A 20680-nucleotide genomic window follows, 5' to 3' on the forward strand; every position below is an offset into this window, starting at 1 on the left:
TCCTCGGCCTAGAGGGCTTTCTTCTTGTCCTGATAGACGGCGAGCGATCCGATCGAATTGCCGCCATCGACGGCAAGCGTCGCACCGGTGATGTAGGATGCGGCGGAGGACGACAGGAACAACACGGCATTCGACACGTCGTCGCTGGTTGATGCACGGCCGAGCGGAATGGCGTCGGTCACCGTCTTGATGTGTTCCTTGCTCAGGGCGCTAACGCTGCTGCCGGCGGCAAAACCCGGCTCGACGATGTTCACGCGAATACCGTATTCAGCAAGCTCGATGGCAAATCCCTTTGTCAGCCGATCGAGTGCGGTCTTGGAGGTCGAATAGGTTACGGCGGTGCGCCGCATCTTGCGGGCGGCACCTGAGGAAATGTTGACGATCGATCCCTTCACGCCCTTGCCGACCATCTGCCGGGCAAACAGTTTGGACAGATAGAACGGCGCCCTGAGGTTCACGCCCATGATTGCGTCGAAATCGTCGATATCCATGTCGAGCAGAAAGCCCGAGGGATAGATGCCGGCATTGTTGACGAGAATATCCGGCGCACCCCATCGTTTGGCGATCTCGGCGGCGAAACGGTCCATGTCGGGCGAACTCATCAGGTTCGTCGTGATACCGAAAGCCTGATCTCCGTAGATGCCAACGGTCGCAGCCAGTGCCTCGGCGCGGTGGTCGGTGAGGCAGAGCTGCGCGCCGGCCTCCGCGAATGCCTTGGTTATCCAGCCGCCGATAATGCCGCATGCACCTGTGACGATGACCTTCTTGCCGGCAAATTCATTCTTGAAATCCATGTCGGGATTACCTTGCTTTCGGATCGAGGCGGTCACGCACGTGGTCGCCGATCAGGTTGATCGATAAAACGAGAAGGAAGAGGGCAAACCCCGGAAAGGTGGCGATCCACCAGGCCGTTGCCACATAGTTGCGGCCGGTCGAAAGCATCGCCCCCCAGCTTGCCGTCGGCGGCTGAACGCCGAGGCCGAGGAAGGAAAGCCCCGCTTCGAAAAGCACCATCAGGCCGAATTCGAGCGTCGCGACGACCGCAAGCGAGCCTGCAATATTCGGCAGCACATGCCGGCCGAGCAGCCGCAGCCAGCTCGCGCCCATGAAATGCGACAGCCGCACATAGGGCATGTTGGCGACCGAAAGCGTCTGGCCATAGGCGACGCGCGCATAACGAGGCCAGCGGGTCAGCGCCAGCACGATGACCACGTTGACGAGGCCCGGCCCCATCACCGCAACGGTGATGATGGCAAACAGGATCGCCGGTACCGACAGCACGATATCGACCAGCCGCATGATGACGATCTCGACCCAGCCGCGATAAAAGGCGGCGATCATGCCCAATATGCTGCCGAGCGTGCCGGACAGGAGGACCGAAGAAAAGGCGACGAACAGCGAAATCCGTGCGCCGTAGATCAGCCGGCTCAGGACATCGCGCCCGAGTTCGTCCGATCCGAGAATATAGGTGACGCCGCGCGAGACAGTGCCGGGTGCCTTCAGCCGGGCAAGAAGGTTCTGCGTGTTCGGATCGACCGGCGCCACCAGCGGTGCGGCGAGCGCGAGCAGCACCATGGCTGTGATGATTATGAGGAAGGGCAGGGCAGCCCAGGGTATATTGGAGGACCGTGCCGGTTTGGTGGGCGCGACAGATTGTGGTTGCGCACTCATGAGCCGGCTCCCATGCGGATGCGCGGATCGATCAGGCTGTAAAGCAGGTCGGCAACGAGATTGAGGCCGATGGCCGTGATCGCGCCGAGCATAACCACACCCTGCACGACCATGAAGTCGCGGGCGGTGATCGCCTGTATGGTCAATTGTCCAAGCCCCGGCCAGGCAAACACCGTCTCGACAATGACCGCACCGGCCAGAAGATTGGCGATCTCCAGCGCCGAGACCGTCACGACCGGGATCGATGCATTGCGCAACAGGTGGCGGAAGATGATGCGGCGCATCGGCAGGCCCTTGGCGTGGCCGGTTCGCACATAATCCTTCTCCAGTTCGTCGAGCACGGCCGTCCTTGCAACGCGAGCGAACGTCGCCATCGACAAAAGGCCGAGCGCGATCGAAGGCATGACGATGCTCGACAGTTCACGCGCACCCGATGGCGGTGCCCAGCCGAGCCAGACGCCGAAGACCATGATCATCAGGATGGCGCTCCAGAAGGTCGGCATGGATTGTCCGGCAAGCACGAGGGCGGAAAGCAGCCGCGCGATCGGCCTGCCGCGACGGATCGCCAGCGTGATGCCGACCGGAATACCGATCCCGAAGGCCACCACCAGCGCGCCGGCGGCCAGCATCAGCGTATAGGGCACACGGGTCCAGATCAGTTCGGCGACCGGGATGTTCTGCACGTAGCTGCGCCCGAGATCGAAGAACATGAGGTTGCCGATATATTCGAGATACTGGATGGCGACCGGCCGGTCGAAGCCAAGCGCGATCCTCATCCGGTCGACATCCGCCTGCGAGGCATCCATCGGCACCAGCAGCAGAACCGGGTCGCCAGCCAGCCGCTGCAGGAAGAAAATCAGGGTCATCACGCCGAAGATGGCGATCAGCGCTTGAAAAAGGCGCTTGGCAAAGAAGATCGGCACTTGCTTTTCCGCTGGTTGGGAGGGCAGCAATCCGACGATTGCAGATCGCTGCCGGCTTCCATCAGTCGTTCCAGGACATACGGTTCAGGAACATGCTTTCGTTGGCGGTCGGCTGCCATTCAAGGTTTTTGGCTCCGCCGTAAAGAACGGCAGCTTCGTAGAGCGGTACCATCGGCACGTCGTCGGCGACAAACTTGGCGACGCCGTCGTAGGCCTGCTGGCGTTCCTTGTCATCGAGCGTATTGCGGGCGGCGACAAGCAGCGCATCGATCTTCGGATCGCGCAGTGACGACCACGAGCTTGAGGAATGCAGAAGCGGGAAGAGCACGCCGTCGACATCCTGGCAGGCGCAGGACCAGCGGCCGAAGGCGAAATTCGCCTGCTGCGCCGGTTCGCTCTGGGCACGCTTCAGATACGCCGCCATGTCGGTCAGCTGGATCTCGACATTAAAGCCGACATCGGAAAGCATCTGTGCGAGCGCCTGCACGATACGCTGGTCGAATACCGGCGAGGTCGCAAACGAAAGCTTGGTCTTGCCGGCGCCCGTCTCCTCGACGATCTTCTTTGCGGCTTCCGGGTCGAATTCCACGTTCTTCAGGTTAGGCACGAAACCGAAATAGGTATTGTTCGCCATCTGGCTTGCCGGCTTGTCGAAACCGCCGAGCAGGCCTTCGACAATGCCCTGCTTGTCGATCGCCATGGCGACAGCCTGGCGGACTTTCGGTTTGTCGAGTGGCGCGATCGTCGGGTTGAGCTTCAGATAGGCGATACGCTCCGTCAGCGCACTCAGCACCTTGGCCGAACCACTGCCTTCCAGCTGTTTCGCCTGGTCGGCATCGAGTGTCACGATCAGGTCTGCATTGCCGGCCTGAAGATCGGCAAGGCGCGTTGCTGCATCGGGAACTGCGCGGAATTCGGCCTTTTCAAACGGTCCCTTGTCGCCCCAGTAGTCGGCATTGCGCGAAAGTGCGACCAGCGAGCCGCGGTCCCAGCGGTCGAACTTGTAGGGGCCGGAGCCGACGGGTGCCGCATTGAAGGCGTCGTCGCCGATTTTCTCGACCACATGTTTCGGTACGATCGACAGCTTTACCAACTGAGCGAGCAGAACCGGATAAGGCCCGTCGGTCGTGATCGTGACCTCGTTCTCGCCTGTCACCGCAGCCGACTTGATCTTGTTGAACTGGCTGAGCTGCGGGCTCTTGAAGGCCGGATCGATGATCCGCGTGACCGAGAAGGCGACATCCTCGGCGGTCAGTTTCTCGCCGTCATGAAACTTCACGTCGCTGCGCAGCTTGAAGACGACTTCGGAGGGAGACTTGTATTCCCAGCTTGTTGCGATCTGCGGTGCGATCTTTCCCGCATCGTCGCGAGTGATCAGGTTGTCGAAGACGTTGCGGTAGACGTAATAGCTGTCGGGGTTCCACTGCTTCTGCGGATCGAGCGAGGATGGCTCGTTCACCAGATCGACGACGAACATGTCCTTGGCGCTCGCGGGGCCGCTAAGGAAAGTTGCTCCGCCCAAAGCGGCGGCAAGCAGAAGTGCCGAAGTAATACGTCTCAAACCTGGCATTGTCAGTTCGTCCTTGTTCGTTCCTGGTTCGGTTGAAATTCATTGGTCTCGGCCTTGGTCCTTGCGGCCCGCTTGCGGCGGGTGACCGGTTCGTTAAGGATGGCCGAAGATTCAAGAAAGCGTGCTGCAAGATAGGCTTCCAGCAGGTCGGTCGCGGCGGCGAAATGCGCTTTGACCCCTTCGCTGTCGCCGGCAAGCAGGCAGGCTCCAAGTGCCGCACGGTCGGCTCCCTTAAGCTTTGCCGTGCTGCATGCCTCGAAAAATGTGACGAGCCGCGCCGAACGATCCCACAGGTCGAAAAGCCAGCCGCTCACCGTCGGCATGTTGAGCCGTGTTGCCAGCAGTGAAAGCAGGTCGCGTTCAGCGCGCCGCAGCGTTCCCTGCAGATCGAGAGACGGGTCGCTGCGTCCGTGAAGGGCCGCATACATGTCGCACAGCTTCGCTACATGTGCCTGGTCCGCCTCGGTCAGTTTCACCTCCGCCAGAATGGCTTCCAGATGCCGCCGCCCGGCAACGATTTCGCGAATCTCGCCGGCAGAAACCGGGGCGACCTGCCAGCCGCTTCTGGGTGCCGCCGTCACAAGGCCGCTCGCCTGAAGGCGCTGAAGGGCCATGCGCACCGCACCGCGGCCGATGGCGAACTCATCGCAAAGCTGGGCCTCCGAAAGCACTTCGCTGGGCTTCAATACGCAATGCACGATTGCGCTGCGCAGCGTCTGTTCGGCAGAGAGACCTTTGCCCAGACCGGGCACCGGCGACGAATAGGCATCACTATCAAGCATTCTGGTATCTCAATTCGTTATTCTGGCAGCCGAAATGGCCGTCCTCTGATCCCTTCATCGTCAGATTCACGAAACTTGTCAAAGCTGATTCCTGGAGCCGACCGTGTTCGGCCATACCCTCTAACCTTCTAGCTATTCCGGCTTTCTGGCATCAAGCTGTTCACCTCGACAATCAGGATTGCATAGCGAAATTTAAGATGTCAACATGAGTTTATGAAATGTCATTTATTTTAATTGACATCTCAGAATTAGAATAAAGTTGCATGACCTGCGCCGGTCAGCAGTTCAAGCTAAGGCGTTTCGAGAACTGATTTTCGCTGATAAGGGGAACAACTCATGCGATCACACAGGCATATTCTCGCTGGCATCATTTTCGCCGCAACCAGCATTGCATTACCGTTACAGGCTTACGCCTCTAAGGATCTTTTTGTCATTGATCTGCCGGGCGAGCCGTCGTCGCTTGACCCGCATGTCCAGTGGAATCCGGACAGCTACAACGTCTATCGCAACGTCTTCGACAACCTCGTCACGCGTGATGACGAGGGCAAGATCGTCCCGCAGATTGCCACCAGCTGGGATTATCTTTCCGACACACAGATCCGCTTCAAGATCCGCGATGACGTCACCTTCCATGATGGGACTAAGCTGACAGCCGAAGATGTCGCCTTCTCGGTGAAGCGCATCACCGATCCCGCCTTCGCCAGCCCCCAACTCGGACAGTTCAACCAGATCACCGATGCGGTCGCTGACGATCCGACGACGATGACGCTGACCACCAACGGTCCGTATCCGCCTCTCTTCGCCCAGTTGGTCAAACTGTCGATCGTGCCGAAGGCCGTAGTCGAGAAAGTAGGCAAGGACGCCTTCAATCTCAGCCCTGTAGGCTCCGGCCCGTACAAGTTCGAAAAATGGCAGCGCGGCGTCGAGGTGACGCTCGCGCGCAATGATAGCTATTGGGGCGACAAGGGAGCCTTCCCGAAAGCCGTCTTCCGCGCCGTGCCGGATGCCGCGACCCGCGTTGCCAATCTGCAGGCTGGTGCGAGTGATCTTGCGACCTATCTGAACGGCGACCTCGTTGCGCAGATCCAGTCGTCGGGCAAGGGCAAGGCCCTGGTTGGCAATACCGAGCGTGTCGCCTATCTAGGCATGAATGTCACCAAGGCGCCGCTCGACAAGCCTGCAGTTCGCGAGGCGATCGCCATGGCGATCGACAAGGTCGGCATTGCCGAGGGCATCCTGGCGACCGGAGAAAAGCCGGTCCCGGAAATCGCCTCACCCGCCCATATGGGCTGGGTCGAAGGCATCGAGGCGCTGCCTTTCGATGCGGCCAAGGCAAAGGAGATCATCTCTTCCACGCCCGGCGCAGACACACCCATCAAGCTCTTGACTTCGCCGGTCTATGACCAGCGCGTCGTGCAGGCGATCCAGCAGATGCTCAACGATGCCGGCATGAAGATCGAGATCGAGATGACCGACATGCCCAACTGGCTGAAGCAGATGCAGGGTGGGCCTGGCGTCATCCCCGCAATCGCCTTCAGTCGTTGGAGCTGCGGATGCCAGGATGCCGACGGAATTCTCTATCCGCTGCTGCATTCGTCGAGCGGCTGGTCGAGCATCAAGGATGCCGAGATCGATGCAGCGCTCGATCTAGCCCGCAAGTCGCTGTCGCAGGAAGAGCGACTGGCCGCCTACAAAAAGGTGCATGAGAAGGTGAATGCGGAAAACCTCATCATCCCGCTCTATCAGGCCTCCGTTGTCTACGGCGCCGCCGAACAGGTCTCCTTTACGCCGACGCCGAACGAAAGCATTTTCCTCAACCGGATCGAATGGAACGATTGAGCGTCGCCTCGTGGAGGAGGTTGTCTCGACCTCCTCCAGCGATATTTACGCTCCCCCGCCGAGCCTGGATTGCTGCTTGCGTGACGATCGACAAAAGTGCTCCGCGAAAAATCATTATATCCGGATAAATATAACGCTGGCCAAGGTGGTGCGTCTCGATATATTTGCCGGAATATTTCGATGATTGAGGGGGCCTGACAATGAAAATCGTTGACCGTCGCTGGATCAATAAAGCCGTAGTTGCGGCCGCAATGACCTTCACTGTCATGGCATCGGCCATGACACCTGCCTCCGCGCAGGAAAAAGTCACCGTATTTGCCGCCGCCAGCATGAAAAACGCGCTCGACGCAGCCAACAAGGCCTGGAGCGCTGAAACCGCTAAGGAAGTGACTGCCTCCTATGCGGCAAGTTCGGCGCTTGCAAAACAGATCGAAAGCGGCGCGCCGGCAGACATCTTCATCTCGGCCGACCTCGACTGGATGAAATATGTTTCCGACAAGAAGCTGGTGAAGGAAGACACCAAGTCCAACTGGCTCGGCAACCGCATCGTGCTGGTCGCACCGAAGGAAAATGCCAAGCCGGTCGATATCAAACAGGGCTTTGATCTCGCGGGTCTTCTCGCCGGCGGCAAGCTTGCCATGGGCGCACCGGACAGCGTTCCGGCGGGCAAATACGGCAAGGCCGCGCTTGAAAAGCTCGGCACCTGGGCATCGGTCGAAAAAAGCGTTGCCGGTGCCGAAAGCGTGCGCGCCGCACTCGCACTCGTCTCCCGCGGCGAGGCGCCCTACGGCATCGTCTACGCAACCGATGCCGCTGCCGATCCGGGCGTTGCCGTCGTCGGCACCTTCCCGGAAGAAAGCCATGCTCCGATCATCTACCCGATCGCTATCCTGTCCGAATCCAAGGCGCCGGATGCTAGTGCCTATCTCGACTATCTGAAGTCCTCCAAGGCCGCCCCCTTCTTCGAGAAGGAAGGTTTTACGGTTCTGAAGTAACGTCTTGAACAACAGGAAATGGCGGCTTCCGCTTCAGCGGAGGCCGTTTTCATGCGGAGTGGATCGTTGGACTGGCTGGTATTGAGCGATGAGGAATGGGTGGCGATCAGGCTCAGTCTCTGGGTCTCCGGCATCGCCATGATCGTCAGTCTGCCCTTCGGCATCGTTACCGCCTATCTACTGGCGCGGGGAAAATTCTGGGGCAAGTCGATCCTCAACGGCATCGTCCATCTGCCGCTGATCCTGCCGCCTGTCGTTACCGGTTTCATCCTGCTCGTGCTTTTCGGCCGCCGCGGCGTTATCGGCTCTTTCCTCAACGAATATCTCGGCATCGTTCTTTCCTTCCGCTGGACGGGGGCTGCGCTTGCCTGCGGCGTTATGGGGTTTCCGCTGATGGTGCGCTCCATCCGCCTGTCGATCGAGAGCGTCGATCGCAAGCTTGAGGAGGCCGCCGGAACGCTTGGTGCAAGCCCTGCCTGGGTGTTCTTGACCGTCACGTTGCCGCTGATCCTGCCCGGTATCATTGCCGGCATGATCCTCGCATTTGCAAAGGCGATGGGCGAGTTCGGCGCAACGATCACCTTCGTCTCCAACATTCCGGGCGAGACGCAGACGCTGTCGGCCGCCATCTACACCTTCACTCAGGTGCCGGGCGGCGATCTCGGCGCCATGCGCCTCACCATCGTCGCGATCGTCATTTCCTTTGCCGCATTGCTCGCGTCGGAACTGCTTGCTCATGTCGTTGGAAAGAGGGTGAGCCCGCAATGACCCTTCTCGTCGAAGCAAGACAAAAGCTTGGGGCCTTCTCGCTCGATGCCGGCTTTTCATCCGAAGGCGGGGTCACCGCGCTGTTCGGCCGTTCGGGGTCCGGCAAGACGTCCATGGTCCGGATCATTGCAGGTCTTTTGAAACCCGATCATGGTCGGCTGGTGATCGATGGCGAAGTGCTGGTCGATACGGAAAAACGCATTTTCGTGCCCAAGCACAGGCGGCGCTTCGGCTACGTCTTTCAGGAAGGTCGACTTTTCCCGCATCTCTCGGTCCGCCAGAACCTCACCTATGGCCGCTGGTTCGCGCCAAAGAATGCACAATCGGCCGAGTTCGACCGGATCATCGACATGCTTGGCATCGATGCGCTGCTGGACCGACGCCCCGGTGGTCTCTCTGGTGGCGAAAAGCAGCGTGTGGCGATCGGCCGGGCCCTGCTTTCAGCGCCGCGCCTGCTGTTGATGGATGAACCGCTCGCAGCACTCGACGAGGCTCGCAAGGCTGAAATCCTCCCCTATCTGCAGCGCCTGCGCGACGAGACGGCAACGCCGATCGTCTATGTCAGTCATTCGGTTGCCGAGGTGGCGCAGCTCGCCGATAAGGTGGTGATGATGAAGGATGGCCGGGTCGAAGCAACCGGTACACCATCCGAAATTCTCTCACTGCCATCCACCGACCGACGGGAAGCCGGTGCGGTACTGTCCGGCACAGTTCAGATGGTGGATACTGCGCACGGCCTTTCAACGGTCAATCTTTCGGCGGCCAGCATGACTGTGCCGACCGCAAGGCTTGTCGCCGGCCAGAACGTGCGCATTCATATTCCCGAACGGGATGTGATGGTCGCGACGATCCGCCCGGAAGGCCTGAGCGCGCTCAATATCATCGAAGGACATGTGTCTTCGATCGAGCCGGATGGCGAGGGAATGGCGCGTATCCACATCCGCTCAGGCGACGATATCGTGCTTGCCCGCATCACCACGCTCTCGGTGGAGCGGCTGCAGCTTGCCGTCGACAAATCCATCTTTGCAGTCATCAAGACGGTCGCTCTGGAGCGATAGGATACACTGTCGGAAACTAAGGGTAATCGATTTTCGTGCTCGCCGAAGGATTGACCGAGGATTGATAGCGATCAATCTATAGGCGCAATACTGCTTCGGCTCGGGAGGACGATGCACAGCCATGTTATCCGAAGGCCGAAAGAAAAATCGCGTCACGCTGCTGGATGTTGCCCGTCATGCCAGCGTCTCGCGCGCAACAGCGTCGCTCGTCATCCGCAAGAGCCCGCTGGTCAGTACCGAGACCCGCGCCAAGGTCGAGGCGGTGATGCAGGAGCTTGGTTATGTCTACAATATGGGCGCGGCAAGGCTCAGGGCCGATCGCAGCCTGACGATCGGCGTCGTCATTCCAAACCTCGTCAATCCGTTCTTCACCGAATTGCTGGCGGGCATTGATCGGGTCATCGATTCAGCCGGCATGGTGGTGATCCTGGTCAATAGCGGAGACCTCGTCGCCCGTCAGGAAACATTGCTGACGCGCATGCGCGAACACGGCGTCGATGGCATCATCCTCTGCCCGGCCGCTGAAACGGAGATGTCGCTGGTCGAGAAGATGGTCGAGTGGGACCTGCCACTCGTCCAGGTCCTGCGCCGCGTTACCGACGATTGCGATTATGCCGGTGTCGATTATGCTTTTGGCATGCGCCAGGCGGTGGATCATCTGGCGGAACTCGGGCATCGGGATATCGCTTTCGCCCTGCATGGTCCGGTTCATTCGGCCTACCAGGAGCGGGTCGACGGCTTTCGTGACGCAATGCAGGCGCGTGGGCTCGACCCCGAAAATGTCATCCGCGTGCCGCACCAGATTGCCGCAATCGCGGAGGCCGCCGGATTGTTTACCGAAGGTTCGCGTCGATCGAGCGCAGTCGTCTGCTTTAACGATGTCGTCGCTCTCGGCCTCTCTGCCGGGCTCTACGATCTCGGCATCAGCATTGGTCGCGATTTCTCGCTGGTGGGTTTTGACGATGTCGCGGATGCCGAGGCAATGCGCCCGCGCCTGACATCCGTTGCAACCTTTCCCGAAGCGATCGGGGAAGGAGCTGCAAAGCTGCTTCTGGATCGATTGGCCCAGCCGGATCTGGCGCCTCGCAAACTCGTGAAGGCACCGCAGCTGCATATTCGCCAATCAAGCGCCATTTGGCGTGGAAGCAGCTTGGGAAGACAGCAAGAATCGGGTTGACGTTGTCGGACAACTGATTTAGATCGATCTAAATCGTCGCATGGAGGTGCGGCATACGAGCGCGGAGGAGCCCTTGTACACTTTCAATTTCGAGCCCGTATTGGCGGGTTTTGACAAGCTCCTGCTCGGCGCCTGGGTAACGGTGCAGCTGTCCTGCGCGGCGATGGTGATCGGCCTGATCCTGTCGATCCTCTGTGCTGCAGGCAAGACGTCGCGGGTTGCGCCGCTGCGCTGGGTCATCGATGCCTATATCGAGATCATCCGCAACACGCCCTTCCTGGTGCAGATCTTCTTCATCTTCTTCGGCCTGCCGTCGCTCGGCATCCGGCTGTCGCCCAACAGCGCGGCGCTCGTTGCGCTGGTGGTGAATTTCGGTGCATACGGCACGGAAATCATCCGCGCCGGCATCGAGTCGATCCAGAAGGGGCAGATCGAGGCGGGTACCGCACTCGGCCTCTCCAAGCTGAAGATCTTCCGTTACATCATCATGAAACCGGCGCTTCGCACCGTCTATCCGGCGCTGACCAGCCAATTCATCTATCTGATGCTGACCTCCAGCGTGGTCTCCGCGATCTCAGCCGATGATCTGGCTGCTGCCGGCAATGACCTGCAGTCGGCGACCTTCGCCAGCTTCGAGGTCTATATCATCATCACGGCCATGTATCTCATCATGTCGATCGGGTTTTCCGCGGTCTTCTCGATGATCGAAAAGGCCGCCTTCAGATATCCGTTGAGCCGCTGAGGAGGGCCGGATCATGCTTATCAGACCTTTTGGCATCAACGAATTCTGGATCATCGTCATGGCGGCGCAGTGGACGATTGCGCTCTCCGCAATCGCCTTCGCCGGCGGCGGTGTCGGTGGTCTCCTGATCGCGCTTGCCCGCGTCTCCGATGCGAAATGGCCGCGGCTGCTTGCTACCGGCTTCATCCGCGTCTTCCAGGGCACGCCGCTCTTGATGCAGCTCTTCCTGGTGTTCTTCGGTATGAACATCATGGGTTTTGCCATCAATCCGTGGATCGCGGCGGCCGTCGCGCTGACCCTGCATGCCAGCGCGTTTCTGGGTGAAATCTGGCGCGGCTGCATCGAGGCGATCCCGCCCGGCCAGCGTGAGGCGGCTACCGCCCTTGGCCTGCGCTACGTCAACCGCATGCGCTACATCATCCTGCCGCAGGCAAGCCGGATCGCGATTGCGCCGACGGTCGGTTTCCTCGTGCAGTTGATCAAGGGCACCTCGCTTGCCGCGATCATCGGTTTCACCGAGCTCACGCGTCAGGGGCAGATCATCAACAATGCGACATTCAGCCCGTTCATGGTGTTCGGCACCGTGGCTGCGGTCTATTTCATCCTGTGCTGGCCGCTGTCGCTGCTCGCACGTCGCATGGAAGTGAAGTTTTCCCGGTCGACAACGCGTTGACCGGTCCTTAGCCGGCGGGAGGATGCCGGTGGACAAGAAAGGGTAGGAACATGAGCATTTCGAGACGCATGGCAATGGCCGGCATCGGCGCCGCACTGGTCATCGGGGCAACCGCTTCGTTCGCATCGGCACAGACGGTCGAAACCATCAAGTCGGCCGGCACGGTCAAGATCGGCATGATGGTCGACTTTCCGCCATTCGGCATCATGAACACGTCGAACCAACCGGACGGCTATGACGCCGACGTGGCCAAGCTGCTCGGCGCCGAATGGGGCGTCAAGGTCCAGATCGTTCCGGTCACTGGCCCGAACCGCATTCCCTACCTGCAGAGCAATCAGGTCGACCTGCTCGTCGCGTCGCTTGGCATCACCGAAGAGCGCGCCAAGAATGTAGACTTCTCGCAGCCCTATGCCGGCATCTCGATCGGCGTCTTCGGCGCTTCCGACACCAAGGTTTCCAAGCCGGAAGACCTGTCGGGCAAGACGATCGGCGTCGCCCGTGCATCCACGCAGGATACGGCCGTCACCAAGGTCGCTCCGAAGGACGCCAAGATCCAGCGTTTCGATGACGATGCCAGCGCCGTTCAGGCACTGCTGTCCGGTCAGGTCGAACTGATCGGCGTTTCCAACGTCGTCGCCACCCAAATCGAGCAGGCAGCTCCGGGTCGTTTCGACCAGAAACTGCAGCTCAGCCAGCAGGTTCAGGGTATCGCCGTTCGCAAGGGTTCGGCTGAATTGTTGACCGCTGTCAACGCTTTCGTCGAAAAGGCCAAGGCGGATGGCGAGTTGAACAAGATCCACGAAAAGTGGCTCGGTTCGCCGCTGCCGGATTTCGTCGCCAAGAAGTAATTTAAGACTGAAGGAGTTCCTCGCATGACCGAGGCAAAAGCGAACGCAACAGCGGCGGCCGTGCGCGGGACTTCCGATCTGGCCGTGCATATGGAAGGCGTCAACAAGTGGTATGGCGCCTACCACGCCCTCAAGGACATCAACCTCGAGGTCAATCGCGGTGAGCGCATCGTCATCTGCGGGCCGTCCGGCTCGGGCAAGTCGACGCTGATCCGCTGTATCAACCAGCTGGAAATCATCCAGCAGGGCCGCATCGTCGTCGATGGTCACGACCTGACCGCCGGTGGCAAGAATGTCGATCTGGTCCGCCAGGAAACCGGCATGGTTTTCCAGAGCTTCAACCTCTTTCCGCATATGACCGTGCTCGAAAACTGCACGCTCGCGCCGATGAAGGTACGCGGCATTTCCAAGGCCGAAGCCGAGAAGACGGCGCGTCGATTCCTTGAGCGTGTCCGCATTCCCGAACAGGCCGAAAAATACCCGGCGCAGCTTTCCGGTGGCCAGCAGCAGCGTGTGGCGATTGCCCGCGCGCTCTGCATGAACCCGAAGATCATGCTGTTCGACGAGCCGACCTCCGCACTCGATCCGGAAATGGTCAAGGAAGTGCTCGATACGATGATCGACCTTGCCAAGGAAGGCATGACCATGCTCTGCGTAACCCACGAGATGGGATTCGCGCGTCAGGTGGCCGACCGGGTGATCTTTATGGATCGCGGTGAAATTCTGGAAATGGGGCCGCCGGATACGTTCTTCGAAAACCCGAAGAACGAGCGTCTGAAGAACTTCCTCGGCCAGATCGCCTGATCCAAAATCGATAAGGATACTGCAGATGAAACCGGACCTCCTGCTTCTCGAACAGATGATGAAGCCGATCGAGGAACAGCTCGATGCGCTCTACACCGTGCATCGCGCCTATGACCCAAGCCAGAAACAGTCGATCGAGGAAGCGCTGCCGCGCATCCGTGCGGCTGCAACCGGCGGCGGCGGCGGCATTTCCAAGGAGTGGATCGAAAAGCTGCCGAACCTCGGCGTTGTCGCCGTCAACGGCGTCGGCACTGATAAGATCGACCTGAAATTCGCCCGCGAGCGAAATATCGATGTTGCGACTACGCTCGGCGTGTTGACCGATGATGTCGCCGATGTCGGCATCGCCCTTATCCTCGCTACTCTCCGCCAGGTCGTTGCCGGCGATGCTTATGTGCGCAGCGGCAACTGGAAGAAGGGCGGTTTCCCGCTCGCCACCAGCCCCAAGGGCAAGAAGCTCGGCATTCTCGGCCTCGGCCAGATCGGCAAGGCCGTTGGACGCAAGGCTGAAGCCTTCGGCATGGATGTTCGCTACTGGAACCGTTCGCCGGTCAAGGACACGAGCTGGAAGGCCTGTGCTTCGCCGCTCGATCTCGCCCGCGACAGCGACGTCCTTTGCGTCGTCATCTCCGCCAATTCCGAGACCTTCAACATCGTCAATGCCGAGATGCTCGAAGCGCTTGGCCCGAACGGCTATCTCATCAACATCGCCCGCGGCACGGTGGTCGATGAAGACGCGCTGCTTGCCGCCCTGACCGCCGGCAAGATCGCCGGTGCCGGCCTCGACGTCTTCGTCAACGAGCCGAACATCCGCGAGGAATTCTTCACCGCGCCGAACACCGTGCTTCTGCCGCATGTCGGCAGCGCGACGCATGAAACCCGCATGGGCATGGGCGAAATGGTCCTGAAAAACCTTGCTGCCTACTTCGCCGGCGAAAAGCCGCCGACCACCGTCAACTGAGGATAGCCAGCGATGATCATCCGTCAGGCATTTTTCGAAGGCTCGATCCATGCTGGCAAGGAAGGCGCCTTCAAGGTCTATGTCGCGGAAAAGCTGATGCCGATGTGGCTGGCTTTCCCCGGCATCCGAGAGGTCAAGGTCCTGTACGCCGTCGAACGCGACGAGGGCGCTCCGCCCTTTCCGATGGTGCTTTGGACCGCCTATGACAGCCGCGAGGCGCTTGCCGCCGCACTGGATTCTCCGGTTCGCTATGAAAGCCGCGAGATGACCAAGGGCCTGCTGGAAATGTTCGACGGACATATCCATCACCACGTCTTCGATCTCGCGCACGGATAAGAAGATCACATAGCCCGGCTGGTGTTCGGCAGCCGGGCTATGAGCAATTCCAGCAAAAGTGGGAACCGGTTTTGCGTCCGGAATTGCGTTGAAAAAAATCGATAGAGCGGTTTCGCCTTTCACGGAAAGACGGAGCCGCTCTATTGTGTTACGGTTGGTCGAATGAGCTTTGACGAATTCGCGTGTTGCCGAGCGGCCCGCGCGTCACCGATGCGCCGCCGCATTTTTCCGGACCGCAGCCGCCGACAGCCGCCCGTCCGCCGCCATTCGGGCCTCTGGTGACGGCAGCGCCGCCGCAATTTCCATCATTGCACCCGCCGGCCGCAGCCCTCGCACCGCCGTAAGGTCCGCGCGTCACGGCTGCCGCGCCACAGCCGCGGTCTCCGCAGCCGGCCACGACCGAACGCGATCCACCGCCGACATAATAGCGGTCCCAATGCCCCTGCCAGGGCTGCGAATGGTAATGCGCATCCCAATAGGCGACGCTGAAGGCGACCGTGGCGATGCCGACGACCGGCGCGATCGATGCGGTCAGCACGGTCGGGCGGCCATTATACAAGACCTGGATATAGCTTGCCGCCACCCAGCCGCGAGCGCCCGATCCGCTGACATCGCACCACGACCGGTCTCCGGTGCAGCCATAGACGGCAAGCGAAGCACTCTGCGGCATGACCATCACCACCGGATACCGCGTGCTCGGCCCGGCGCGCAGGTTGACGCTGGTCACCGCAACGCCGTTGATTGCCGCGGAAGCCTTGTTGATGCCTCCGAAGCAGAAGAGTACCAGCAGCGCCAATATCGAAAGCGACGCGGCTTTGCGCATCGCGGGCATCGATTGGAGGGCTTCTGTGGCCCGGATGTCGTGTGAAAGGTAGATTGCAGACATGGAAAGCTCGGCTCCTTGTATTGAAGAAGTCGCCATTGTCCCGCGTCCGTTTTGAACGGCTGTTTCAGCTTTGCTACAAAAGTTTGCAGACGGGCATGCCGATTGGCCCAGCATTCCCGCGGCGCTGTAACAAATTGCAACAAATCCGAAATCGTCTCGAAATCGCAGTCCTGTCTGATAGGCTCATACTTGGCTGGATAGGCCCGGTTGGGTGATGGAGCAGCGTAAAATGGATGAACAGTTGAAAATTCTGGTTGTCGAGGACGACCCGGAAATTCGCGACCTGCTCGATGAATTCCTCACCGGTGAGGGGTATCTGGTGCAGACGGCCGACAGCCCGCCATCGGCCGACCGGCTGGTCGAGCGCCGCTGGCCGGATCTGATCATTCTCGACCTGATGATGCCGCGCGAAGACGGCCTGTCGTTCTGCCAGCGCATCCGCGCGCGGTCCCAGGTTCCGATCATCATGCTGACCGCCAAGACCGCCGAGATCGATCGCATCGTCGGGCTGGAATTCGGCGCCGATGATTATCTCGGCAAACCTTTCAATCCGCGCGAACTGCTCGCCCGCATGCGGGCCGTGATGCGCCGCACGACCGCGAAGGGGATTGCGTCGGATCCGGGCAATTCGGTCAAGCGCTTCGCCGGTCTCGTCGTCGATCCGCAGGCGCGCAGCATCATGACGGAAGACGGTGCGAGCGTGCCGCTCACCACAACAGAATTCGACCTTCTCGCCTGTTTCCTCGAACGGCCGAAGCGGGTTCTCTCCCGCGACCAGTTGCTCGATTTTACCCGCGGATCGTCCGCGGAGACCTATGACCGGACGATCGACGTAACGATCTCGCGCCTTCGAACCAAGCTCGCCGCCTGCTTGCCCCCGGATGTCCGGGTCATCACCACCGTGCGCAATGTCGGTTATCTGTTCAACCCCACTGTGACGGACGGCTGAATGTTGTTGAGAAAGATCGGCATTGTCGCCCGTATTGCGCTGATCGTCACGGCTGCGCTGTTCGTCAGCCAGTTGTTCGTGGTGATCTCCTATCTGCATGGCGAGCGATCTCCACCGCCGCCTTTCGCCATCGCCAAGCGGATCGTCGCCGTCGTTCGACTGCTGGATGAAACCGAGATCCGTAACCGTGAGGATGTGCTTGCTGTGTCGAGCGTCTCCGGGTTCCAGGTCTCGGTGATTTCCGCCATGCCCGAAGGTTTTAAGGATGACTTCAGCCTCGGGCGCATGGGTGTGCTTACCCGCAAGATGATCGATGATCTCGAGCCCGGGCGGGTCGTCCGGGTGGGCGCGGTCCGATCCGGCGAGCACCGGCGCAATTCATCGCTGATGACATTCGTCGTCGGGCTCAAATCCGGAGAGATCGCCCGGTTCTCGGTTTCCGACGAGACGACATTGCGGGTCTGGAACTTGCCGGTCGGTTTTCTCGCGGGTTTCTTCGGCATTGTCGTCGCGATCATCGCTGTCCTTGCTGTGGCGCGTGAAACGCGGCCGCTTGCCCAGTTGGCACGAACCGTCGATGAGCTCGGAAACCGCATCGAGCCAGTGCAGGTGAAGGAGAGGGGAGCGCGGGAACTTCGCACCCTGATCCGGGCGATTAATGCCATGCAGGGGCGCATCCTCGGCCTTGTCAACAACCGCACCCTGTTTCTCGGGGCGATCTCGCACGATCTGAAGACTTACCTCACGCGTTTCCGCCTGCGGCTGGAGATGATGCCGGCAGGCACCCATCGAGAAAAGGCCATTCATGATGTCGAGACGATGGAGCAGTTGCTGAACGACGTGCTTCTGTTCGCCAGTGAAAGCTCTGCCGGATCCGAGAAGGAGACGGTGGAACTGAATGCAGCAGTCAGCACCTCGGCCATCGAAGTCGCCCCGTCCGGAGCGGTTCAACTCGCCCTCTCGGCCGATCCCCTCAATGTCCGGCTGCCGCGAAAGGCACTGCGAAGGGTGATCGACAATCTGTTGTCCAACGCTTTGCGCTACGGCACGCATGCCCGGATAAGAACCGAAAGGCGTGATGGCATGGCCTGTCTGATCATCGAGGATGACGGGCCGGGCATAGGGGAGAAGGACATGCCCTTCGTCTTCGAACCCTTTTTCCGCGCTGAACCGTCGCGAAACCGGAGCCATGGCGGCACCGGCCTCGGCCTTGCCATCGTCAGGCAGATCCTCGATGCTCATGGCGGGGCGATCACGCTTGAAAACAGGACGGCAGGTTCCGGTCTTGTCGCCACCGTCTGTCTGCCGGCGGAAGGAGCGGCGCGCTGAGCGGCGCGCGTTGATAATCGACGGCTACTTCAGGCGTCTTCGGCGGCATAGGCCTCCAGCAGGCGCGACGTATCCATTCTTAGCGCGTCATTGGCCTGCAATATGTCGGCAAGGCCGCGCTGAACAATATCCTGAAACGCCTCCAAATCCATGATCAGATCATTGACGACGGCGACGCTCAGCCGCCCCGATTCCACCTTGCCCATGATGCGGATTGCCGCGAGGCCGGAGGCCAGCCGCTTCATCTCGGAAACCATCTGGAAGAAGATCTTCAACTCGTCCTCGATGCCGGTCAGGCTCTTTAATGCTTCGGCCTGATAGGTCGACTGCTGCTGGTCGAGAAAATTCTTCTCGGTCGCGTGGTCTACCCCCTCGATGGGGACTTCATCTCTGAAACTGCAGGCGATCTCCCGCTGCACATAGGATGTGGCAAGCAAAAAAGCCCCGACACTAATTGTGTGTGACACGGTTCGGGCGGCTTGCAGAAAGCCGTCCAGCCCTCGCTCTATTTCCTCCGACAGCGTGTTGTAATTCGTCGAGATGGTTGCAATCGCCGCACCCGCTTCACCGATCTGGCCTGCATGAACCAGCAGGTTGAGCGGCACGAACCGGTAGGTGAGATAACCTTCAGAGATCTGCTGGGCCGCGGTCAGCAGCCGCGCGGCAGAGGGCATCAGTCGTCCATAAAGCGCAAGTGTCTGCCGCGACTGTTTCTGCAGGTTCACGTCGCGCAGCGAGAATTCGGCAGAAAGGCTTGTTGCCATGAAGGCATCATAGGTTTCGAAACCGAGAGCCGAAAGGCGCGTCATCAGTCGCGCTGCACTTTCCGACGGTGACAGCTTTTCCTCTATCTCCATCCGGGCAAGGGCAGCATATTCCGCCTGAACGATACCGAAGATGGGGCTGCTCGGCTTGATGCGAACGGAAAGATAACCGCCCTCGCATGGGGTTATGATGGCATAAACCCAGTAGAACCGGCCGTCCTTGCTCTTGTTTTTTACATAGGCGCCGGTTTGGAGACCTTGTTTCAGACGATACCACAGCAACCAGAATACGGCACGCGGCACGCCTTCATGGCGAATGATGTTATGGGGCTTCGCCGCAAGCTCGCTCCAGGAATAGCCGCTTATGCGCTGGAACACCTCGTTGCCGGACTGGATTTTCCCACGCGTGTCCGTTCTGGAGAAGAAGATCTCCGCAAAATCGAACGGGATTTCTATTTCGCGATATAATTGCGAATGATCGTGAAACTCTGAAACATCCATGAATTAAACTTTCGCCGTAAGAAATACCCTCCCTATTCCCTAATTGGGTTTCTTGCATCGAAATGAACTACTGTCATTCCGGATTTTGACCGAAACTGACGATGATCAAATCTGCGACAATGTTTCAAATTTTAACGATTGCGGCCTCGCGAAAAGCCGCGTTTTTCGCTTCCTCGGCATAGGTCTGAAAATGCAGCAGCAGTTTCTGCGCGTAGAGGGGAAGCTGCTGCTGATTTCTCACACAGACATACAGTTTGCGTTCCGCCCAGCCGTCGGCAATCTCAAGCGTCCGAAAACCCATGTCACGGCCATACCGCCGGGCAGCACTTTCCGGTACGATTCCAAGGCCCGCGCCGCATTCTACAATTCGGCAAAGCGACTCGAAGTTTTCGACCCGGATGCGGATATTCGCTCGTCTGCCAAGCTCGGTGGCTAGTCGCCGCAGGAATTGCGACAGGGCGACCGTCGTGTTCAGCGCGATCAGCGGATGATCCAGAATTCGCGCATAGGCAACCGGCCCTTCCAGAGCCCAGTCGCCCGGGACGATCAGCACCAGCCTGTCCGGCACGAAGCGCCAGCGCTCGAGACCGGTCATGTCCGCCGAAGATGCGACAATGCCGATATCCGCCTCGCCGTTTCTCAGCAGGTTGACCACTTCCATGCTCGGCTTGTCGGTGACGGTGACAAATATATCCGGGTTCTGCCGCAGGAATGATCCGAGCAACTGCGGCATGTGCTCGGAAAGCATGTTGGTGTTCGATAGCAGGCGGATTGTGCCGCCGCGGCCTTCCGAAAAGGCATCGAGTTCGATCTCCAGCTTTCGCGTATTATCAAGCACCTTGCGCGCATGGCCGACCAGTATGTCGCCTGCAAGCGTCGGCCTGATACCGCGCCCGGTCCGCTCCACCAGCGGAAGCCCGAAGCTGACTTCCATCTTGCGCAGCCGCGCACTGACCGCAGCCACCACGATATTGTTCTGCAAGGCCGCTGCCGTCAGGCTTCCGCCCTCTACGGCCGAGAGAAATATCCTGAGATCGATGAGGTCGAATTTCATGGTTTTAAGCTTTCACAATTGGTGAAGGCTGTTTGTACGACAAACCGACT

General features: G+C 59.7%; 21 protein-coding genes. 13 read left to right on the forward strand and 8 right to left on the reverse strand.

The window, feature by feature from the left end; all coding sequences use genetic code 11:
* Window positions 1-8 precede the first annotated feature (8 nt).
* The 5 genes from JZX87_RS16020 to JZX87_RS16040 form a co-directional block, all read right to left on the reverse strand.
* A complete protein-coding gene (locus JZX87_RS16020) occupies window positions 9-794 on the reverse strand; it encodes an SDR family NAD(P)-dependent oxidoreductase (RefSeq protein WP_206826720.1) in 786 nt (261 codons plus the stop codon).
* 7 nt (window positions 795-801) lie between these two features.
* On the reverse strand, window positions 802-1671 hold the full coding sequence (locus JZX87_RS16025) for an ABC transporter permease (protein ID WP_206826722.1): 870 nt from the start codon (window positions 1669-1671) through the stop codon (window positions 802-804).
* Complete coding sequence (locus tag JZX87_RS16030; protein ID WP_148147025.1) at window positions 1668-2594, reverse strand: ABC transporter permease; 927 nt, start codon at window positions 2592-2594, stop codon at window positions 1668-1670. The genes JZX87_RS16025 and JZX87_RS16030 overlap by 4 nt, the downstream gene beginning before the upstream one ends.
* Window positions 2595-2655: 61 nt before the next feature.
* On the reverse strand, window positions 2656-4164 hold the full coding sequence (locus tag JZX87_RS16035) for an ABC transporter substrate-binding protein (protein ID WP_206826724.1): 1509 nt from the start codon (window positions 4162-4164) through the stop codon (window positions 2656-2658).
* Window positions 4165-4166: 2 nt separating this feature from the next.
* Window positions 4167-4946, reverse strand: a complete 780-nt coding sequence (locus tag JZX87_RS16040) for a GntR family transcriptional regulator (RefSeq protein ID WP_206826725.1) — start codon at window positions 4944-4946, stop codon at window positions 4167-4169.
* A gap of 336 nt (window positions 4947-5282) precedes the next feature.
* On the opposite strand from JZX87_RS16040, the gene JZX87_RS16045 reads away from it, so the two are divergent.
* The 11 genes from JZX87_RS16045 (at window position 5283) to JZX87_RS16095 (ending at window position 15147) form a co-directional block, all read left to right on the forward strand.
* Entirely contained in the window at window positions 5283-6785 is a 1503-nt protein-coding gene (locus tag JZX87_RS16045; RefSeq protein ID WP_206826728.1) for an ABC transporter substrate-binding protein, read from the forward strand.
* Window positions 6786-6985: 200 nt separating this feature from the next.
* Window positions 6986-7780 carry a molybdate ABC transporter substrate-binding protein gene (modA, locus tag JZX87_RS16050; RefSeq protein ID WP_183685660.1) on the forward strand — a complete coding sequence of 265 codons (795 nt, stop codon included), beginning with the start codon at window positions 6986-6988 and terminating at the stop codon, window positions 7778-7780.
* A gap of 51 nt (window positions 7781-7831) precedes the next feature.
* Window positions 7832-8548 (forward strand): molybdate ABC transporter permease subunit, encoded by a 717-nt coding sequence (gene modB / locus JZX87_RS16055; protein WP_183685662.1) that lies wholly within the window; start codon window positions 7832-7834, stop codon window positions 8546-8548.
* A complete protein-coding gene (modC, locus tag JZX87_RS16060; RefSeq protein ID WP_206826730.1) occupies window positions 8545-9606 on the forward strand; it encodes a molybdenum ABC transporter ATP-binding protein in 1062 nt (353 codons plus the stop codon). Before modB ends, modC begins: the two co-directional genes overlap by 4 nt.
* A 121-nt stretch (window positions 9607-9727) precedes the next feature.
* The gene (locus JZX87_RS16065) at window positions 9728-10783 is read left to right on the forward strand and encodes a LacI family DNA-binding transcriptional regulator (RefSeq protein WP_206826732.1); all 1056 of its coding nucleotides are present in this window, start codon (window positions 9728-9730) and stop codon (window positions 10781-10783) included.
* Window positions 10784-10856: 73 nt separating this feature from the next.
* Complete coding sequence (locus tag JZX87_RS16070) at window positions 10857-11525, forward strand: amino acid ABC transporter permease (protein ID WP_206826734.1); 669 nt, start codon at window positions 10857-10859, stop codon at window positions 11523-11525.
* A gap of 13 nt (window positions 11526-11538) precedes the next feature.
* Window positions 11539-12198: an amino acid ABC transporter permease gene (locus JZX87_RS16075; RefSeq protein ID WP_183826144.1), complete on the forward strand. Its 660-nt coding sequence runs from the start codon at window positions 11539-11541 to the stop codon at window positions 12196-12198.
* Between the two features lie 50 nt (window positions 12199-12248).
* On the forward strand, window positions 12249-13046 hold the full coding sequence (locus JZX87_RS16080; RefSeq protein ID WP_206826736.1) for a transporter substrate-binding domain-containing protein: 798 nt from the start codon (window positions 12249-12251) through the stop codon (window positions 13044-13046).
* Window positions 13047-13070: 24 nt separating this feature from the next.
* Complete coding sequence (locus tag JZX87_RS16085) at window positions 13071-13850, forward strand: amino acid ABC transporter ATP-binding protein (RefSeq protein ID WP_183685668.1); 780 nt, start codon at window positions 13071-13073, stop codon at window positions 13848-13850.
* Between the two features lie 55 nt (window positions 13851-13905).
* Window positions 13906-14811 carry a 2-hydroxyacid dehydrogenase gene (locus tag JZX87_RS16090; protein WP_183685821.1) on the forward strand — a complete coding sequence of 302 codons (906 nt, stop codon included), beginning with the start codon at window positions 13906-13908 and terminating at the stop codon, window positions 14809-14811.
* Between the two features lie 12 nt (window positions 14812-14823).
* Window positions 14824-15147, forward strand: coding sequence for an EthD domain-containing protein (locus JZX87_RS16095; protein WP_183685669.1), 324 nt, complete (start codon window positions 14824-14826; stop codon window positions 15145-15147).
* 148 nt (window positions 15148-15295) lie between these two features.
* On the opposite strand, the gene JZX87_RS16100 is transcribed toward JZX87_RS16095, so the two are convergent.
* A complete protein-coding gene (locus JZX87_RS16100) occupies window positions 15296-16033 on the reverse strand; it encodes an SH3 domain-containing protein (protein WP_206826738.1) in 738 nt (245 codons plus the stop codon).
* A gap of 229 nt (window positions 16034-16262) precedes the next feature.
* On the opposite strand from JZX87_RS16100, the gene JZX87_RS16105 reads away from it, so the two are divergent.
* Window positions 16263-16982: a response regulator gene (locus JZX87_RS16105; protein ID WP_183685673.1), complete on the forward strand. Its 720-nt coding sequence runs from the start codon at window positions 16263-16265 to the stop codon at window positions 16980-16982.
* Complete coding sequence (locus tag JZX87_RS16110) at window positions 16983-18311, forward strand: ATP-binding protein (protein WP_206826740.1); 1329 nt, start codon at window positions 16983-16985, stop codon at window positions 18309-18311.
* 29 nt (window positions 18312-18340) lie between these two features.
* On the opposite strand, the gene JZX87_RS16115 is transcribed toward JZX87_RS16110, so the two are convergent.
* Both JZX87_RS16115 and JZX87_RS16120 read right to left on the reverse strand, forming a co-directional pair.
* On the reverse strand, window positions 18341-19576 hold the full coding sequence (locus JZX87_RS16115) for a PAS domain S-box protein (RefSeq protein ID WP_206826742.1): 1236 nt from the start codon (window positions 19574-19576) through the stop codon (window positions 18341-18343).
* Window positions 19577-19700: 124 nt separating this feature from the next.
* Window positions 19701-20630 carry a LysR family transcriptional regulator gene (locus tag JZX87_RS16120; RefSeq protein WP_206826744.1) on the reverse strand — a complete coding sequence of 310 codons (930 nt, stop codon included), beginning with the start codon at window positions 20628-20630 and terminating at the stop codon, window positions 19701-19703.
* Window positions 20631-20680: the final 50 nt, after the last annotated feature.

It is taken from the genome of Agrobacterium sp. Ap1 (genome assembly GCF_017313375.1).
In the GTDB taxonomy this organism is placed as follows: domain Bacteria; phylum Pseudomonadota; class Alphaproteobacteria; order Rhizobiales; family Rhizobiaceae; genus Neorhizobium; species Neorhizobium cellulosilyticum.

Coding starts and splice junctions, on each gene's coding strand:
- JZX87_RS16090 (WP_183685821.1), top strand. CDS start 13,906: ATGATGAAGCCGATCGAGGAACAGCTCGATGCGCTCTACACCGTGCAT.
- JZX87_RS16080 (WP_206826736.1), top strand. CDS start 12,249: ATGAGCATTTCGAGACGCATGGCAATGGCCGGCATCGGCGCCGCACTG.
- JZX87_RS16020 (WP_206826720.1), bottom strand. CDS start 794: ATGGATTTCAAGAATGAATTTGCCGGCAAGAAGGTCATCGTCACAGGT.
- JZX87_RS16040 (WP_206826725.1), bottom strand. CDS start 4,946: ATGCTTGATAGTGATGCCTATTCGTCGCCGGTGCCCGGTCTGGGCAAA.
- JZX87_RS16035 (WP_206826724.1), bottom strand. CDS start 4,164: ATGCCAGGTTTGAGACGTATTACTTCGGCACTTCTGCTTGCCGCCGCT.
- modA (WP_183685660.1), top strand. CDS start 6,986: ATGAAAATCGTTGACCGTCGCTGGATCAATAAAGCCGTAGTTGCGGCC.
- JZX87_RS16045 (WP_206826728.1), top strand. CDS start 5,283: ATGCGATCACACAGGCATATTCTCGCTGGCATCATTTTCGCCGCAACC.
- JZX87_RS16105 (WP_183685673.1), top strand. CDS start 16,263: ATGGATGAACAGTTGAAAATTCTGGTTGTCGAGGACGACCCGGAAATT.
- JZX87_RS16115 (WP_206826742.1), bottom strand. CDS start 19,576: ATGGATGTTTCAGAGTTTCACGATCATTCGCAATTATATCGCGAAATA.
- JZX87_RS16075 (WP_183826144.1), top strand. CDS start 11,539: ATGCTTATCAGACCTTTTGGCATCAACGAATTCTGGATCATCGTCATG.
- modC (WP_206826730.1), top strand. CDS start 8,545: ATGACCCTTCTCGTCGAAGCAAGACAAAAGCTTGGGGCCTTCTCGCTC.
- JZX87_RS16095 (WP_183685669.1), top strand. CDS start 14,824: ATGATCATCCGTCAGGCATTTTTCGAAGGCTCGATCCATGCTGGCAAG.
- modB (WP_183685662.1), top strand. CDS start 7,832: ATGCGGAGTGGATCGTTGGACTGGCTGGTATTGAGCGATGAGGAATGG.
- JZX87_RS16110 (WP_206826740.1), top strand. CDS start 16,983: ATGTTGTTGAGAAAGATCGGCATTGTCGCCCGTATTGCGCTGATCGTC.
- JZX87_RS16085 (WP_183685668.1), top strand. CDS start 13,071: ATGACCGAGGCAAAAGCGAACGCAACAGCGGCGGCCGTGCGCGGGACT.
- JZX87_RS16065 (WP_206826732.1), top strand. CDS start 9,728: ATGTTATCCGAAGGCCGAAAGAAAAATCGCGTCACGCTGCTGGATGTT.
- JZX87_RS16025 (WP_206826722.1), bottom strand. CDS start 1,671: ATGAGTGCGCAACCACAATCTGTCGCGCCCACCAAACCGGCACGGTCC.
- JZX87_RS16100 (WP_206826738.1), bottom strand. CDS start 16,033: ATGTCTGCAATCTACCTTTCACACGACATCCGGGCCACAGAAGCCCTC.
- JZX87_RS16120 (WP_206826744.1), bottom strand. CDS start 20,630: ATGAAATTCGACCTCATCGATCTCAGGATATTTCTCTCGGCCGTAGAG.